Source organism: Pontibacter rufus (assembly GCF_015694705.1).
Lineage (GTDB): Bacteria > Bacteroidota > Bacteroidia > Cytophagales > Hymenobacteraceae > Pontibacter > Pontibacter rufus.
Window position 1 is genome coordinate 25,600 of sequence record NZ_JADQDR010000016.1, and the last position, 14,466, is coordinate 40,065.

Sequence of the window (14,466 nt, forward strand, 5' to 3'; positions counted from 1 at the left end):
TATATTTTAATTTTTTATCCCAAATATTTAGCAAATGTCGCGTATGTTACGTAGATTGTTAGCAAGAATTTAAAAGTAAGAAATCATGGAAAAGAACAACAATCCTGGTAACCCAAATCCTCCAGGAAACCCCACCCCCCCAGGCAACCCGACAGGTCCGGGAAGACCCCCGGGAAGGCCAGAGCCTGGCCCGAAGAACCCGCCAAAACCTCCTGGGGACAGACCTGTAGGATAAGGTTAGCTGTACGAACAAGAGAATATTAAAAAATGGCCCAATTACCCTGGTTTGAAGCCAAACCACACTTACTTGAGAAGGAAGTAGATGCCCTGACTGCCGCTGGAGTTGAACACAAGATTAGTTCGACAGCCGGCAGTCAGGGCATCATGCAAATAGACCTCATCATTGATGAGGCCAGTAGCGCAGTATTCAGCTTACCTAAAGAATACGCCCCTATTAAGCTCACAGCAGTTTTCCCAGACAACTACCCGTTTTTCCGTCCTGAGGTCTATGCAGACGGCTTGGTCCTGCCGCGGCATCAGAACCCGTTTGGTAAGAACCTTTGCCTGCTGCCAAGGTCGACGGCCGAGTGGGAGCCAGAGTGGACGCTGCTCACTTTCCTGCAGTCCCAACTGCCGAAAGTGCTGGAGAAAGGGTCCATTGAAGATCCTGCGCTGCTCGCAGAGGATCCGCATGAGCAGGCAGAGCCCGTGAGCGAGTACATAGCAGATCCATTCCACCCCGTGGTTTTTGACGGCTCCTGGGCCGAGACAATACCTGATCAAGGTGATGATATTGTCTTGCTAGGCAGAACTCTTGTAGGTGTCCCTGAAAAGGCAAGCTTCCAGACAAGAATGGTCGTGCTGGAGACTACGAATCCTTCCGGTAAAAAAGTTGGTCAGCTCCCCTCATCCCTCAATAAGCACTTCCAACAGAAGCTACAGGGAACCCTGCTACGGCTGCGTGAGCGCCCTTCTTTGGAGAATCCACTTGAGGACCTGAAGCAGCTTTCCAAACTTGCTGAAAGCAAGGGTATCTATAACTTAGCCCAAAAGCCACTTTATCTGAAAAATGGGATAAGAATCACTCATGTGATCGGATTAAACTTCCCTGAGGAGGTTAAGCCGGGGGTTCCGGGAATGGGCTGGCTGTTCCTCGTGGCTGGCGTAGTTCAGGAGACGAAAAGCCTCAGTGGCAAAAAGGGCCGTCCCAGTGAGAAAGCTATCGCCTACTATGCCAAGGCCCTTAGAGCCGGGGAAAGGGACCTCCAGGTTAGGGTGCCTAGGCTGCGTGAACTGAAGAGCAAAACTATAGCGCTTGTGGGCTTAGGGTCCCTTGGCGCTCCCGCTGCAATAGAGTTTGCTAGAAACCAGGTAGGGCAGTTAAGAATCCTGGATTATGACGTGGTAGAGCCAGGGCCTACTGTGCGCTGGCCGTTGGGCCTCGCATCCGCTGGCCTGTTGAAGACGGAGGCTGTCAAGGCCTTCATAGATGAGCATTATCCAACAACAGTGGTTACGCCACTTGATCATAAGATTGGGGGTGTTCCGCCGGTTCATGCGCAAAGCAAAAAGCCTTCTGAGCAGCAAGTTCTAGAGCAGCTGCTTGACGGAGCCTCTTTACTGTTTGATGCCTCGGCAGAGGTGGGCGTCAACCATTTTCTATCCGAGGAAGCCAAAAGGCTAGGTATTCCCTATGTTTCGATTTACGCAACACCGGGAGCCTGGGGCGGTTTGACCATGCGTGTCGTTCCAGGCAAAACCAAAGGCTGCTGGATGTGCCTGCAGCACGCAAAGACTGACAACACCGTTCCCGTACCCATAGCAGATCCGGCGGGGGACATCCAAACAGCCGGCTGCGGGGACCTAACCTTTACGGGGGCAGGATTTGACCTGCAAAACGTTTCCCTGGCAGGTGTAAGATTGGCAGTCGCCACACTCTGCTCCGGGGAGGAGGGAGGGTATCCTGATATGGATTGGGATGTGGGGGTGCTTAACTTAGCAGACGCCGAAGGCAGGCCTGTTGCACCTAAGTGGTCTACTTACACTCTAGACTCACACTCCAAATGCGACTACTGCAATGCACAGTAGCTCTACGTATGTGGTATGGCTAAGGGAGTCGGCCTACAATGCTGTTCTTGTGGAGGCGATAAAGGCTATGCCCCGTGAGACGGGAGGCGTCCTAATCGGGTACTGGGGGAACCTATATGAAGCTGTGGTTACTGACGTCATAGGGCCAGGTTCCTTGGCTGTTCACAAGAGGCATTCGTTTGTTCCTGATAATACCCATCATGTGAGGGAAATCGAGAAAGCATATCTGAAATCGGATAGGACAGAGACATATCTGGGTGACTGGCACACCCATCCGAAGTCAGGCGCTTACCTGAGCGAACGAGATCAAAGCACTCTTCTTAAAATCGCTAATTATAAGGAGGCAAGGTTGACAAAACCGCTGATGATGGTCTTGGGAACCAAACCCTTTGGTATAGAGGCTTGGATAAATGCCTATGCCTCCTCGGGTAAGAGGGAAACAAAAAAATGTACGCTAAAAATTTATCAAGCCTAAAGCTGTAGAGCAGTAGTTATCTTTCTTTTCCACAGCTTTACTAGTGCTAAGATGATTCCAGCTAATTTCTCACTAGACTGATGCAGTTGTACACTGTTTAGCTATTTAGCTGGGACGCTGAACAGCAGTAAGAACAGTGCAAAGAAGATATAGAAGTAGGATTATTGTATTTAAGGTGTGTACCAAGAAAACCTAGTATAGATGCATAAGAACCAAACTGCGTTCTCTGAAGTATTCTTGGTGCATTTCCGAAGCTTTATCTCATCTACCTAATTGCTGGACGAGTCGGGGAAACAACTCTTCTCCCCTGCCGCTACCGGATGGGTTGACCCTTTGACTATCTATCCTCCTTTAACCCTTTGAGTTCCTAAAATGCCTGTCCGAGCAGAGAGTTTTACATATTTGTGTACCTATAACGTTTTACAAACGCACCATTTGAAAACGTGACGGGCGGGGCTTGGGCTGACGGCGGCGGGTAACCGGAGCCGCTCGCACCGGCAGGCAAGCATCGTCTCCATAACAGTAGGGCCACGGGGGCTTCTTTTCTTCTAAAGCAGTTGCCTTTTCTCCAGCTCCTCGCGCATCATCTCGGCCGGTGCCGCATACCCCGTGCCCCCGGGGTAGGAAGTGAGGAACGTGTTGAAGTCGCAGGCGCATCGCCTCCAGAGCCCCTCCTTCCCCATGAAGCCGGCCTGTGCCTTCAGGCTGGGAACGAAATCTATCTTGAGGCGCGAGATATGCGCCAGCGGGGACCTGTTGCTTTTGGCGTTCCTGCCGAACTCTGCTGCCTGCTCCAGGTAAGCCCCGGGCGGGATGCCGTGCAGCTGCAGCGTGCGGGCCAGGCAAGCGCGGAAAGTGGCCGCGAAATCGGGGTGCTCCGCCTTTCTGTACCCCAGCAGCGGGAAGGAGAACTTGGTGAGCTCGTTGGTGAAAAGCAGGTTCGCCTTCCGGGCAAGGAAGAACATGTCCCCGTACCAGGAAAGAAGCGGGTCTGCCGCTTCGGCACTCACATCGGGCAGCGCCCGGCAAAACGACGGGCTTAAGTTCCCGCTCAGTCTCTTGGTTTGGTAGAGCTTTATCATCTCGCAGCAATTCAGAGCCGTAAGCTAGGGAGGAAAAGAGCACGGGCAGGGAAACCAAGCCGCAGGACACGCCACCCTCCCTTCGATGGCCGGGGCCTCGCTGCCCGCGCTGCCCGAATTTACGCACGTAAAGCGCTGTAAGCAAGTGCCTAGTGCAGGTTAGCCTCTTTAGCTCCACCTGCTTGCCAAGCGGTGTTCAGCTGCTCTGTGAACAGGCGTGGCAAGCCCAGAGGCCGGGCTCGCGCCGCTTTGGAGCGTTGCTCAACCGCTAGCCGGCGGGCACGGTTTCCCGCCTCTTCCCTGGCGGCTAATTAACACGTGCAACTGCTTCACCCTTGGCGTGCCATCCGCACCTACAGCGGCCCCGGTTCACCCGCTCGGCACCGCGGAAAACACCGGCTCAGGCTACGCCGGGTGCGCTCCAAGGACGCCCGTGCACACACAGCCCAATCCGCACGCCCGGAGCGGCCTGTTTCCGCGGAACCCGGCGAGTTGAATTAACCGGCGCAGCCGCCTGGCTCCTTGCTTTTTATAGCGGCTCATCCGGTGTCCGGAAGCCTGCTCCCCCACTGGCCGCCAGGGGGTGCTCGCCGTACGGGGCATGCCGGAATGGCCGTTGCCGAGCTGCGCTCCGACAGCGGGGAGCTTCGCCGCGGGCGCGCGGGCAGGCCGCTCCGGGAGGGCAAGGCGTGGCCGCGGCAGTAGAGGGCCGGGAGCGCCGTCAAGGCGCGCAGCGCGGGCTAAGAGGAGGCCTTCCCCACACGGCGGGAGCCGCCGGCGGATGAGGAAAGGCAGCAGGGATCGCACGCGTGAGCCGCGCTCAGAGGCCCTCTCCGGAGGGAGCTTCCCACTCGCGCGGGGTTAGCCGTGGAAAAGGGCCGCTCGAGCACCCCTTTTCCACGGCCGGGAAGGCGCCCGGTTTTATAGCGTAACCTGCTGGCAGGCTGCCAGTCATGGAGGATGGGCACGCGCGCCTGGCATGCGATGGGCAAGCGCTTTATGCGCGCCGGCAAGACAGGCTGTCACAAGTTGTTACAAGTTGCAGACAAAGCGCTCCCGGCAGGCACGCCGGCTGATTCTATCAGGAGCCCCTCCCCGCCGCCGGAGCACGCGGCCGCGCACCGCGGAAAACCCCTGCTCCTGGTGCATAGGCCGGACGCAACCGAGAGCGCGCAAAGCGCTGTGAAGGCGCAGGTTACGCTTCGAAACCGGAAGGCCTGCAGATGCTTCTCTCCCGCTAAGGCCCGCTGTCCCCGGCCACGCGGAAAAGCGCGGCGGAGCGGCGCTCCGCTGCGGGCAAAAGCCGCAGCAACACTGCCGGCTGTGCATTTAGGGAAGGATCCATTTCCTCAAACCCCTGCCGGTGGCCGGAGGGGCTCGTTTCCGTGGTCCCCTGCTGCCTAGGGCAGCCCAGCCAACGCGCTGGCACCGCGTTTCTTAGCCTGCTTAATTCCTGCGCAGCAACGCCTTCCTGCTGCCCCGCCCCGCCACCGCATTTTCCGGCTGCTCTCCCCGCGGCGAAAGCCCGCTCCGACACCCTGCTCCTCCCCTCCCTTTGCCGGGGGCGCCGTGAAAGGACCGGCTCCGGGAAGGATGCCTCCCCTTGCGGATGGATACCCATTGCCACGCCGGCCAGGCAACTTGTGGCACGCTGTTGTGCGTGCCGAGCACCGTCTCAGGCGCGCTTAAGAAGCGCCGCTCGCCCCAAGCTGGCAGGCCCCTTTTCCTTCTCTTCCACGCCGGCTAATTAACATGCGCAACACTCTGACCCATGGCGGATTGCTTGCGCATACCACTGCACCTGACTGCCTGCTCGGCACCGCGGCATACCCTAGCTCCAGGGGGCTGGCACGCGCTCCAATGCGGCCCGCCGGCGGCACAGCCTGGCCCGCACGTCCGGAGCGGCCGTTTTCAGCGGAACCCGCGCCCGTTGAACTAGACGACGCAACTAATTGGCTCCTTGCTTCTTGGGGCTGTTAATCATGCCTTAGGCGGCTTGCTCTCCAGCTGCCCTCGCTCCTCTCTGTCCGCAAGGGGATGCGAGCACCATGGAGCATACCGAAACAGGCCGCTGTCGCGTCCAGGGGCAGCGCAGGGAAGGGGCTCTGACGGTGCTCCGGAGGGGAAACGCTTGGCCAAGGAAGCGGTGCAGCCGCCAAAGCAACTCATCGCCTACCCGCCCTGCGCCCCGGCAGCCCGGGGCTTTGCTCCAAGCGCGTATTCCCAGCTGCTCGGGAGGAAAGTGCGGCAGCCGAGCTGTAGGCAGGGTCAACAGAGCGCGCAGCGCGGGCTTGGAGGAGGCCTCTCCCACAGTCAGAGGTGGCGCAAGCAGCTGGGAATATGCGCGCTTAGCGAGCTCAGAGGGCCTCCCCATAGGAAGGTATCTCGACGCGCAGTCAGTCGTGGAAAAGAGCCGCTCGAGCAATGCCTTTGGCGGCGGCGACCGGAGCCCTATTCCCACAGCTCGGGACGCGGAGGAAGCCCACTGCATCCGAGGCGCCGCTTTGGTGCGGTGCGCCTGCAAGACAGTTTGTTACAATTTATTACAGGTTGTAAACGAAGCGCTCCCGGAAGGTCCGCCGGATGATTTTATTAAAAGCCATTCCCGCCACCAATGCGCGCTGCGCGCACAGCGGAGAATGCCTGCTCCCTAATACATTTACCTGACACAAGTACAAGTCATAAAACAATGAAAAAAAGGAGCATAGAATGTGCGAGAAAAACAAACCCGCCAGTAGGAAGCTAAGCTACACTGGCGGGTTTGCTAGAAAGTCAACATGCCTAAATGTCCTCCAGGAGAAGAAGCTTTATCGTGTCATTCAATTGGTGAAACAGCTTGCGTTTACCCTCTGGGATGTCCTGCTCGTCAACAGAAAAGAAAAGAAGATAAGAATCCGGTATACTCAGCTCATCACAGATGCGATTGATTGTCGCTCTCTGGGGGAAAGAAGCGTTTGTCTCTATCTGACAGAGCGCATTCACTGAAAGGCCGCATCGCTCGGCGAATTCCTTTTGAGAATACCCTTTCTTCTTTCTTAATGTTTTGACTGCTGAGCCTATATTCATTCGCTAGAACTTATCTTCTAATAATTTAAAAATATCTTTTCCGACCTCGTAAACCCGCAGCATCATCATTGCAATTTTGTATTTATCAGGCTTACTGCGTTGAATCTCTTCTAACAACTCCTGTTTTACCCCTTCAGGAAGGTCACTACCCTTTATCGTTTCTATATGTTTTTGTAAGCGTTCCATGAGAAAGTCTTGTTTTGAATGTAAAAAAATTCGGACAAGCTTCTCTGATCCGGTCGATCCCAACAGCAGAGAAGCCAAAAACTTGTTTGGCAGCCTTGCTGTCTTCTTCTCCACTGAAAACATGAAACAATTTAGGTGTTATAATAGAGTGTATCCGTGACTTTATATCCGGAAGCCTCCTCTTCTTTGCCTTCTTTTTGACCTCATAATGAATGTAGCGTGACCTGCGGGCATATATGTTTTCTAAATAATTCTTTTTAATTGATGAACTTCTATCGCTGATACAAAGATCATCAAGCTCAATATCAAGCCAGGCACCTGAACGGGCAATAGCGATGTCGATTTGAACAGCGAAATGATCTGTTACAAGTCGCAGTTGTTCCTCAGTAAGCTTCGGGTTTGACTTCTTATTTAGATAGTGGCCGTGCTTCTCAAGCAAGGCAAACAGCACGGAGGCATTGGTGTTCAGAGCAGAGGCGACTCTGCTTATTTTGAAGGTATTTTTGTGCAGACCGGCAAACAGGCCTACTTCATAAAGCAAATGATTATCAATTACTTCAGCAATGTTATCATATAAGAAGTAAAGCGAACCATGGTGAGCAGGATAATCCTTGTCAAGTGAGCGATGCGGAACTTTAATCCCCGTTTCCCCAGATTCGAAAACCTGGATGCTCTGTGGCTTTTTGCCAAAGTTCAGCTCCTCTGCCTCTCTTTTAGTTTGCATAGAGGAGGCGAACTCTTTTGTCAGCATACCATACTGCTCTGCCGTGACTTTGGTGGTGGGTCTGTTGTCCACGTCAAAACCTTTAGCAGACAAGTAGTCCACAATGGTGGAAGTACCAATGTTCAAAGTAGTCGCAACCTGCTTAAGCCTCCTTGTTTTTTCTTCTGCCATGTGTTGATACACTGTCTTTAATGATTACAAATATAAGAAATAAAACACAAAATACAAGTTGAAGATTAATTTTTTATTTTTTTAATATAAAATACACTTTAATATTGTAAGATAGTGGCATCTGTGCTGTCCTACTTGCAGAGGCGCGTGGCCTGCGTGGCCTGGAACTTGCTGCCCTTGCTCGTCTTAAAGCCGCTCCTGTTGAGCTCCTCGGCGATCTGCCGCCAGGTGAGCCCCTGGAAAACGCGCAGCGAGCGGACCAGGGCCGCGGCCTTGCGGTTGTTCTCGTTGGCTTGCGCCTTCTCCCGGATGGCGGCCACCCCGGCCGGCGACGCCGTGCCCCGCACGAACGCCTCGGAGGGGAGGCGCCACTCCCCCACCCGCTTGCGCTTCTCGTCCAGGGCGGCCTTGGTGCGCACGCTGATGAGCTCCCGCTCCCTATCGGCGATGGCCATAAAGAGGGTGAGGGTGAACTTGTCGAGGTTGGGGATGTCGCAGCTCTCCAGCTGGGCGTAGATGGCTAAGGCCTGCTCGGTGTTGAGGCTCAGGCGGTCTATCTTGGCCACGACCTTGCCGCTCACCTTCTCGGTGAACTCGGCGATGATGTTACTGTCCGAATAGAAGTGCTGCACGTAGATGCGCTGGGCCTCCAGCCCGAGGCCGCTCTCCCCCTGCTTTTTGGTTGAGACCCGGTAATAGACGACGATCGGCTTGCTCTCCTCCATGTTCCACGTCTTGTTACATTTCCTCTACGTTCGTTACTGTTTGTTACAGAATATGACTGTCTGTAAACCAGCCTATCCGGGATGCTGCGGGGAACGATTTGCTCTTCGAGGGCAAGGCGCGCTTTATACCTGTGAATAAAGTATGTATATTGCTGAATACATGTTTATTACAAACTGTTTCCATCATAAATGCAGCACCAAAAAGCTTAAGAAGGTAGGTTGCACATGAGGTTGTGCATGCAAGTCTATCCGGTATAAAAACGGTTCGGGCATACGCTCGAACTGCTTTTTGCAAGACCCTGTTTGTTTCAACTTAGGTCTTAGCGTGTCGCTGTGAATCCCTTAATTGTCATTCATCAGCCTCTGAAATTCCTCTACAAAAAGACCCACATGGTAGCCGTCGGCCAAGCCGTGGTGCACGTGTACGGAGACAGGCATTGTCCTGACACCGTTCTTCTCAGTCACCTTCCCGAAGGAGACTTTCGGGCAACTGTCGGCAAAGGAGAAGCTCCTTGCGTGGGACATGGATGTGAAGTCTATCCAGGGAACGGCGGAAAAGTGAATGACATTCTCTCCTGAAACGGCGGGTATCAACCCTTCTGATTGCTGCACGCACTTTATCGCCTCCCTTGCCTTTTCGTAAAAGCCGCTTTCGTCTTCCTCATAGTCCATGTAGGCAAAGCCGAAGGTGTGGTTTGGCCTGCTGATCGTCGAAGAGGCGTTCACTTGCCCAAAGGCATACACTTTCCCGCCGATGATCCGATAGCGGAAGGCCTCCACGGTGTTCGCCGCCCGCAAAGCCCGGTACAGGTAGTGCAGGAAAAAGGACCGGCTGTTTTTCTTTGCTTGCGCATAGGCCCTTGTGCAGTCGATTTGAACCGTTATCCCGAAGAACGGCTCTTCGAACTGCGAGAAGAAGTGGTAATGGTCTTTTCTCTCCCACTCCGATATGTTTAGCTCTCTTTTCATCGTATTAAGTATGGTACTATCTCTTGTATGGCATTCAACCTCACCAAGTTCGGATGCTCCGGCGTATGCTCGTGCTGCTCATGCGCCCAGGTGGTGTGGAAAGGCACGTGCGCCGCATAGCCCTGCAGCTCCAAAACAGGAAGCACATCGGACTTGACGGAGTTTCCGACCATCATGAACTTGTCAGGCACGCAGTCCAGGCGCTTTAGCAGCTTCTGGTAATCGGCGGCTTCTTTGCCGCTCATCACCTCTACATGGTGAAAGTAGCCTTCCAGCCCCGACTGCTTCAGCTTCCGCTCTTGGTCCAGCAGGTCCCCTTTGGTCGCCAGCACCAGCCTGTACTCCCCCTGAAGCGCATCCAGCACCTCTTCGGCTCCTTCCAGCAACTCAACGGGCTTTAGCAGCAGCTCCCGCCCCAGCCGAATCACGTCATCTGTTAGTCTGGGATGAGCCGTGCCGTCGGAAACCCTGTAGGCTGTCTCTAGCATGCAGAGCGTGAAGCCCTTGATGCCGTACCCGTACAGGCGCAGGTTGTCTGTCTCTGTTTTGAGCAGTTCCTGAGAGACCGAATGAGGCGGCAGGAAGTCTTCCAGCAAGGCGCAGAACCTGCGCTCCGTCTCCTGGAAGTAGGGCTCGTTTACCCAGAGCGTGTCGTCAGCGTCAAAGGCGACAACCTTGATTTTGTTTTTCATCCTTACTTGAGTACTTTCCAGGCACAAAGTTCGGGTAAGTCTCTGTTAGCGGAAAGGACATTTGTCCCGATAGGAAAATATGCTGCGCACCAATGTTTCTTTTCTGTCATTTATCGAGCGTCTCCATGCAAAGCCGGGGCACGGGGAAGGTCTCTCACTGAAGACATTTCCGGCAGGAAGCTTGCTGTTGAGGCAGGGGGAGAGGGCCGCCAAGGTGTTGATTGTAAAAGCGGGCATCACGAAATGCTTTTTCAGCGAGGAAAACGGCAAGGACTATATCCTCGAGTTTTTAGGGGAGGGGGAAATCGTAGGGGAGATTGAGTTTCTCAGGCAGATTAAATGCCTGTGCAGTGTTGAGGCCGTAACGAAGGTTGAGGCATACGCCATCGCTGTGCCTTATTTCAAGTCCCTGTTGGAAACGAATCTGGAGCTAAACAAGCTACTGCTCGATGAGTTGGCAGAGCGAATAATCAACACGAGCAGCAGGGCGTCTTTTCAGCAGCTTTACACGGTCGAGCATGGGCTGAAGAAACTGCTGCAGCTCCAGGCCAAGCTAAACGTCCACATCTCGAAAGAAGACATGGCTGCTTACTTGGGAGTTACCCTGCGAAGCCTGAACAGGGCATTGAAGCATGTCGTGTAGGCTAAGCTTCTTTTACACTCACCTGTTAGCGAGCACGGGCCATACGTGGGGAGCACTCAGGCGGGTTAGGCCATAATTTCGAGGAGAAGGTTGTTCAATTCCTCGAGCGGCTACTGCAGGCGTACTTGCTCCAGTACTCCTGCAGCTTTCCTTGCGGCATCTCCCGGTTCACCTCATAGAGCCTGTTCAGCTCCCGGCAGACACAGGCAATCACGGCCAGCGTCGCCTCGTCGAGTTCCCCGCTCAGGTAGTCCGGCGAGCGCATCATCGTCTCGTACCTCTCCCAGCACCTGTCGGTGCGCTCCTGAAAGGTCCGCAGCACGCCCTCCGGGATCAGCAGGCTCAGCTCCTGGGCTTCTTGGAGAACCTCCGGCTCACGCATCATCCGCTCGCGGCTCGCCTCCGCCAGCTTTTTGCCCGCCGCTGTTCGGGCGGCCCGCTTGTCGCCTATCTCCTGCCAGGCCTTGATGGCGTCCATCCCGTTCTTTATCGAGGCGATCACGGAGGCGGCAACGGTGAGCGTCATGTATTCAACTACCATGTCTCTGCTGCTTTTGAAGTTTCATTCCCTTATACGAGCCGGCGCTGGAAAAGCGACGTCAGGCAGGGGCCTCCGAGGCGGCCAGACCGATGTAGCGGTAGCAGGTGGCCCGGCCGATGCCCAGGATCTTAGCAATCTCTGCCACGCTCCTGCCGCCGGAATCGTAGAGCACCTTGGCCGTGCGGGCCTTCTCCAGCGCCGCCGGCGAGAGCCCCTGCGGCCTTCCCCCCTGCCGGCCCCTGGTCCTGGCCGCCTCCAGCCCGGCGCGGGTGCGCTCGCGGATGATCTCCCGCTCAAACTCGGCCAGGGAGGCGAAGATGTTGAAGGTGAACCTGCCGGTGGGCGTGGCCGTGTTGATGCCGTCCTGCAGGCTGACGAACTCCACCCCCTTCTCCCGGAACTCGGCCACCAGGTCAATCAGGTCCCGCAGCGAGCGGCCCAGCCGGTCGAGCTTCCACACCACGACTGTGTCCCCGGCCCGCAGCTGGCCTATCATCTTCTCGAGCTCCGGGCGCTCCTTGTTCTTGCCTGACTTCTTCTCTTTGTAAATCTGCCCGCAACCGTGATGGGCGAGGGCGTCGAGCTGCAGCTCCAGCTTTTGGTCCTGGGTGGAGACCCGGGCGTAGCCTATCTTCATAAATTGTCTCGTTATCTCGTCTCAAATATAGCGAAACATTTTTGATTCTTGAGACGGCAAAAAGAGAATCTTTAGATTTAGCCTGCGGGCGGCTGGGCGGTTTCGGGGGCTCGCGACTTTGGCGGGGCGGACCGTATCATAAAACGGCCGTTTTACAGGACGCCTCATTAGCAGACAGGGCTGCCATGGGTTACTTTTAGTTGCTGCCTGCGCTTGTGCGGCTGGCAAGGGTAAAGAATATCTTTGAAGCCTGAGAGTAACGGCGGCGCAGAAAAGCGCATGGAGGACCAGACAACTCTATCATTCCAATGGTTCCGCGTTTTCTGGAGCGGCAGCATTTCTCATATACCCTGCCGCTTGCTGTAGAAGGGGGCAGAACGCGCTTACATGAGATGGCTGTCTGATGGCAGGATGATGGTTCTTTGATGGCACCAACTGATGGCTGTCTGATGGCATCAGTTTACAAGGGACCTACAACAGCCAGCAACCAGCTACAAAGGAGGTTTAGCGTATCAAAATACCGGGATTTATGGGACGCATAAAAGCTGTTAGTTTTCATTTGAACCTAACTTGGCTAAGTGGTGGTGCTTAGTATATGTCCCGCAAAGATTAAAGTATACTGGGACATGAGCAACAAAGCAACACTCAGCTAAAGGTCCTGTTGCTTTGTTGCGGCCTATTCTCACCTGTCCCTAGTCCCTCTACAGATTTTGTTCTTGTAAAATGACCGTTTCGCGGGATAAACGATCCAAACAAACGAAGATACTAACTAATGGTACTGCTGTTGCCATTGACTAGTTGGGGCAAGGTTGATGTTGGATGGGGATTCTTCGCACAAAAGGTGACTTATCTCGTTTCGCGCAACTATAGAAAAAGGCTGTTAAAAACTTACCCATAATTAGACAGCCCTAACGATAGTCGCAATTCAAACTTCAATCAAGGGCTGTAAGTGGAGGGTATGTCTTGAACCTTCACATATAAGAAGTTATTCATTTCAACCTAACTGAAAGTAGATTTGAACCTTTTTTTTCTCTTTACTCTTTATAGGCTTTTTTTGCTGATTCGATTCTTTTGGAACCTCAATTAACTTTTTGTTATCTGCAGGTTTTGGTTCGGCAGATGGTTTAGATACAGTTACCGGGGTATCATTTGGTTTTGCGTTACTTTTACTCGATAGAATACCTTCTATATCTGGTATTGGCACTTTCATCCAACTGTTATCGGGAAAATGTTCTTCTGGTAAAGGTGGAAGTGAATGATCTTTTTCAAATCGTGGAGGTGTACCATTTACGAAAACGCCTTCAATTTTATAACTTTTACTGCTGCCTATGCCTATCCCTAAAATCTTTTTCCGTTTCTCTGTATGAATCAATCTTCCACGACCATGCCATCTATTATTTTTCAATTCACCCTCATATGTATCACCATTAGTGTAAGTTACTAAGCCATTTTGATATAGATCGTTGCCATCATACCATATTGTACCATTAAAAACAGCACCATCAATCACCACATGTGAATTTGGGCCTTCAATTCTCCCATTATTAAAGTTTCCTTGCCATTTATCATTACCTCTCATTAGCACTCCTTGTCCATGAAAAATCAATGACCTTAAATATCCTATATATGTATAGTCCTTAGTCTTAACTGTACCATAAGAAATTACAGGGTCAGCATCATCAAATCTTTCAATATCTATTTCCCTTCCATCACTTGTTCTTATTCTAGCTGTTGAAGGCTTACCGTTTTTGTAAGTAGTTGAAATTGTTGCTCCATCAGGTTCAATTTGTATTGATGATAAAGTAGTTCCATTTTCGTCAACTTGTGTTGAACTTATTGAACCATTCTTATAAGTTGTTGAAATTGGGCTCACATATTTCCCATCTTTAATTTCATAAGTGCTTGTAGCGTTTCCAGATTCATGGACTTTCAATACCTTGCCCTCTATCTTTCCATTTATGAAGTTCCCTATAACCTTATCACCTGTTTTTCTATCTGTCAATTCGCCCTGTCCATTGGGAATACCTGTTTTAAAGTTACCTGTAAAAATTTCATCCTTAGAAATTAAGCTACCTTCCCCATCTGGTATACCCTTTTTAAAATTGCCTTTGTAAACTTGTGTTTGGCCTACTAATCTTCCTTTTCCTTTAGGTAAACCTTCATCCAAAGGTCCGCTATAAGTTCCGTTTCCGTTATGTTTTATACTTAAGTAATTTTTATATTTTATTCCATCTCTTGAATAAGCTTGCTTCTTAACTCGAATAAGAAATTGTTTCGGTGTCAAGGCTATTCCATGTCTAAAACTGAATCTAGGAGGCAATTCAATACCTATAGACTTTGTAACAGATCGTACAAAATCTATACAGTTATTACTAAATAGATTGAATCCTGGGCTAATAACTGCCCAATTATCAGCTTTTTTCATAGCAGTTTTATAATCATCGTCATTGACGATAAAATATACTTG

General features: G+C 52.6%; 13 protein-coding genes. 3 read left to right on the plus strand and 10 right to left on the minus strand.

What is annotated here, in order from left to right:
- Positions 1 to 267: 267 nt before the first annotated feature.
- Complete coding sequence (locus tag I2I11_RS20250) at positions 268 to 2,088, plus strand: ThiF family adenylyltransferase (protein WP_196269577.1); 1,821 nt, start codon at positions 268 to 270, stop codon at positions 2,086 to 2,088.
- Positions 2,078 to 2,563, plus strand: coding sequence for a Mov34/MPN/PAD-1 family protein (locus I2I11_RS20255; protein WP_025606895.1), 486 nt, complete (start codon positions 2,078 to 2,080; stop codon positions 2,561 to 2,563). Before I2I11_RS20250 ends, I2I11_RS20255 begins: the two co-directional genes overlap by 11 nt.
- 548 nt (positions 2,564 to 3,111) lie before the next feature.
- Here the strand turns inward: I2I11_RS20255 and I2I11_RS20260 are convergent.
- The 7 genes from I2I11_RS20260 to I2I11_RS20290 form a co-directional block, all read right to left on the minus strand.
- On the minus strand, positions 3,112 to 3,645 hold the full coding sequence (locus I2I11_RS20260) for a DUF6933 domain-containing protein (protein WP_196269578.1): 534 nt from the start codon (positions 3,643 to 3,645) through the stop codon (positions 3,112 to 3,114).
- Positions 3,646 to 6,426: 2,781 nt separating this feature from the next.
- Entirely contained in the window at positions 6,427 to 6,711 is a 285-nt protein-coding gene (locus I2I11_RS21625) for a helix-turn-helix domain-containing protein (protein ID WP_196269579.1), read from the minus strand.
- A 3-nt stretch (positions 6,712 to 6,714) separates the two neighbouring features.
- Complete coding sequence (locus I2I11_RS20270) at positions 6,715 to 6,897, minus strand: hypothetical protein (protein ID WP_196269580.1); 183 nt, start codon at positions 6,895 to 6,897, stop codon at positions 6,715 to 6,717.
- Positions 6,857 to 7,792, minus strand: coding sequence for a hypothetical protein (locus I2I11_RS20275; RefSeq protein ID WP_196269581.1), 936 nt, complete (start codon positions 7,790 to 7,792; stop codon positions 6,857 to 6,859). The genes I2I11_RS20270 and I2I11_RS20275 overlap by 41 nt, the downstream gene beginning before the upstream one ends.
- 131 nt (positions 7,793 to 7,923) lie before the next feature.
- The gene (locus I2I11_RS20280; RefSeq protein WP_196269582.1) at positions 7,924 to 8,517 is read right to left on the minus strand and encodes a recombinase family protein; all 594 of its coding nucleotides are present in this window, start codon (positions 8,515 to 8,517) and stop codon (positions 7,924 to 7,926) included.
- Positions 8,518 to 8,859: 342 nt separating this feature from the next.
- Positions 8,860 to 9,486: a chloramphenicol acetyltransferase gene (locus tag I2I11_RS20285; protein WP_196269583.1), complete on the minus strand. Its 627-nt coding sequence runs from the start codon at positions 9,484 to 9,486 to the stop codon at positions 8,860 to 8,862.
- Positions 9,483 to 10,178 carry an HAD family hydrolase gene (locus I2I11_RS20290; protein WP_196269584.1) on the minus strand — a complete coding sequence of 232 codons (696 nt, stop codon included), beginning with the start codon at positions 10,176 to 10,178 and terminating at the stop codon, positions 9,483 to 9,485. Before I2I11_RS20290 ends, I2I11_RS20285 begins: the two co-directional genes overlap by 4 nt.
- A gap of 79 nt (positions 10,179 to 10,257) precedes the next feature.
- On the opposite strand from I2I11_RS20290, the gene I2I11_RS20295 reads away from it, so the two are divergent.
- Entirely contained in the window at positions 10,258 to 10,821 is a 564-nt protein-coding gene (locus I2I11_RS20295; RefSeq protein ID WP_196269585.1) for a Crp/Fnr family transcriptional regulator, read from the plus strand.
- 94 nt (positions 10,822 to 10,915) lie between these two features.
- Here I2I11_RS20295 and I2I11_RS20300 read toward each other — a convergent pair whose 3' ends face one another.
- The 3 genes from I2I11_RS20300 to I2I11_RS20310 form a co-directional block, all read right to left on the minus strand.
- Positions 10,916 to 11,362, minus strand: a complete 447-nt coding sequence (locus I2I11_RS20300; RefSeq protein ID WP_196269586.1) for a hypothetical protein — start codon at positions 11,360 to 11,362, stop codon at positions 10,916 to 10,918.
- A 58-nt stretch (positions 11,363 to 11,420) separates the two neighbouring features.
- Positions 11,421 to 11,999 (minus strand): recombinase family protein, encoded by a 579-nt coding sequence (locus I2I11_RS20305; protein WP_196269587.1) that lies wholly within the window; start codon positions 11,997 to 11,999, stop codon positions 11,421 to 11,423.
- Positions 12,000 to 12,993: 994 nt separating this feature from the next.
- On the minus strand, positions 12,994 to 14,424 hold the full coding sequence (locus I2I11_RS20310) for an MORN repeat-containing protein (RefSeq protein WP_196269588.1): 1,431 nt from the start codon (positions 14,422 to 14,424) through the stop codon (positions 12,994 to 12,996).
- Positions 14,425 to 14,466 lie beyond the last annotated feature (42 nt).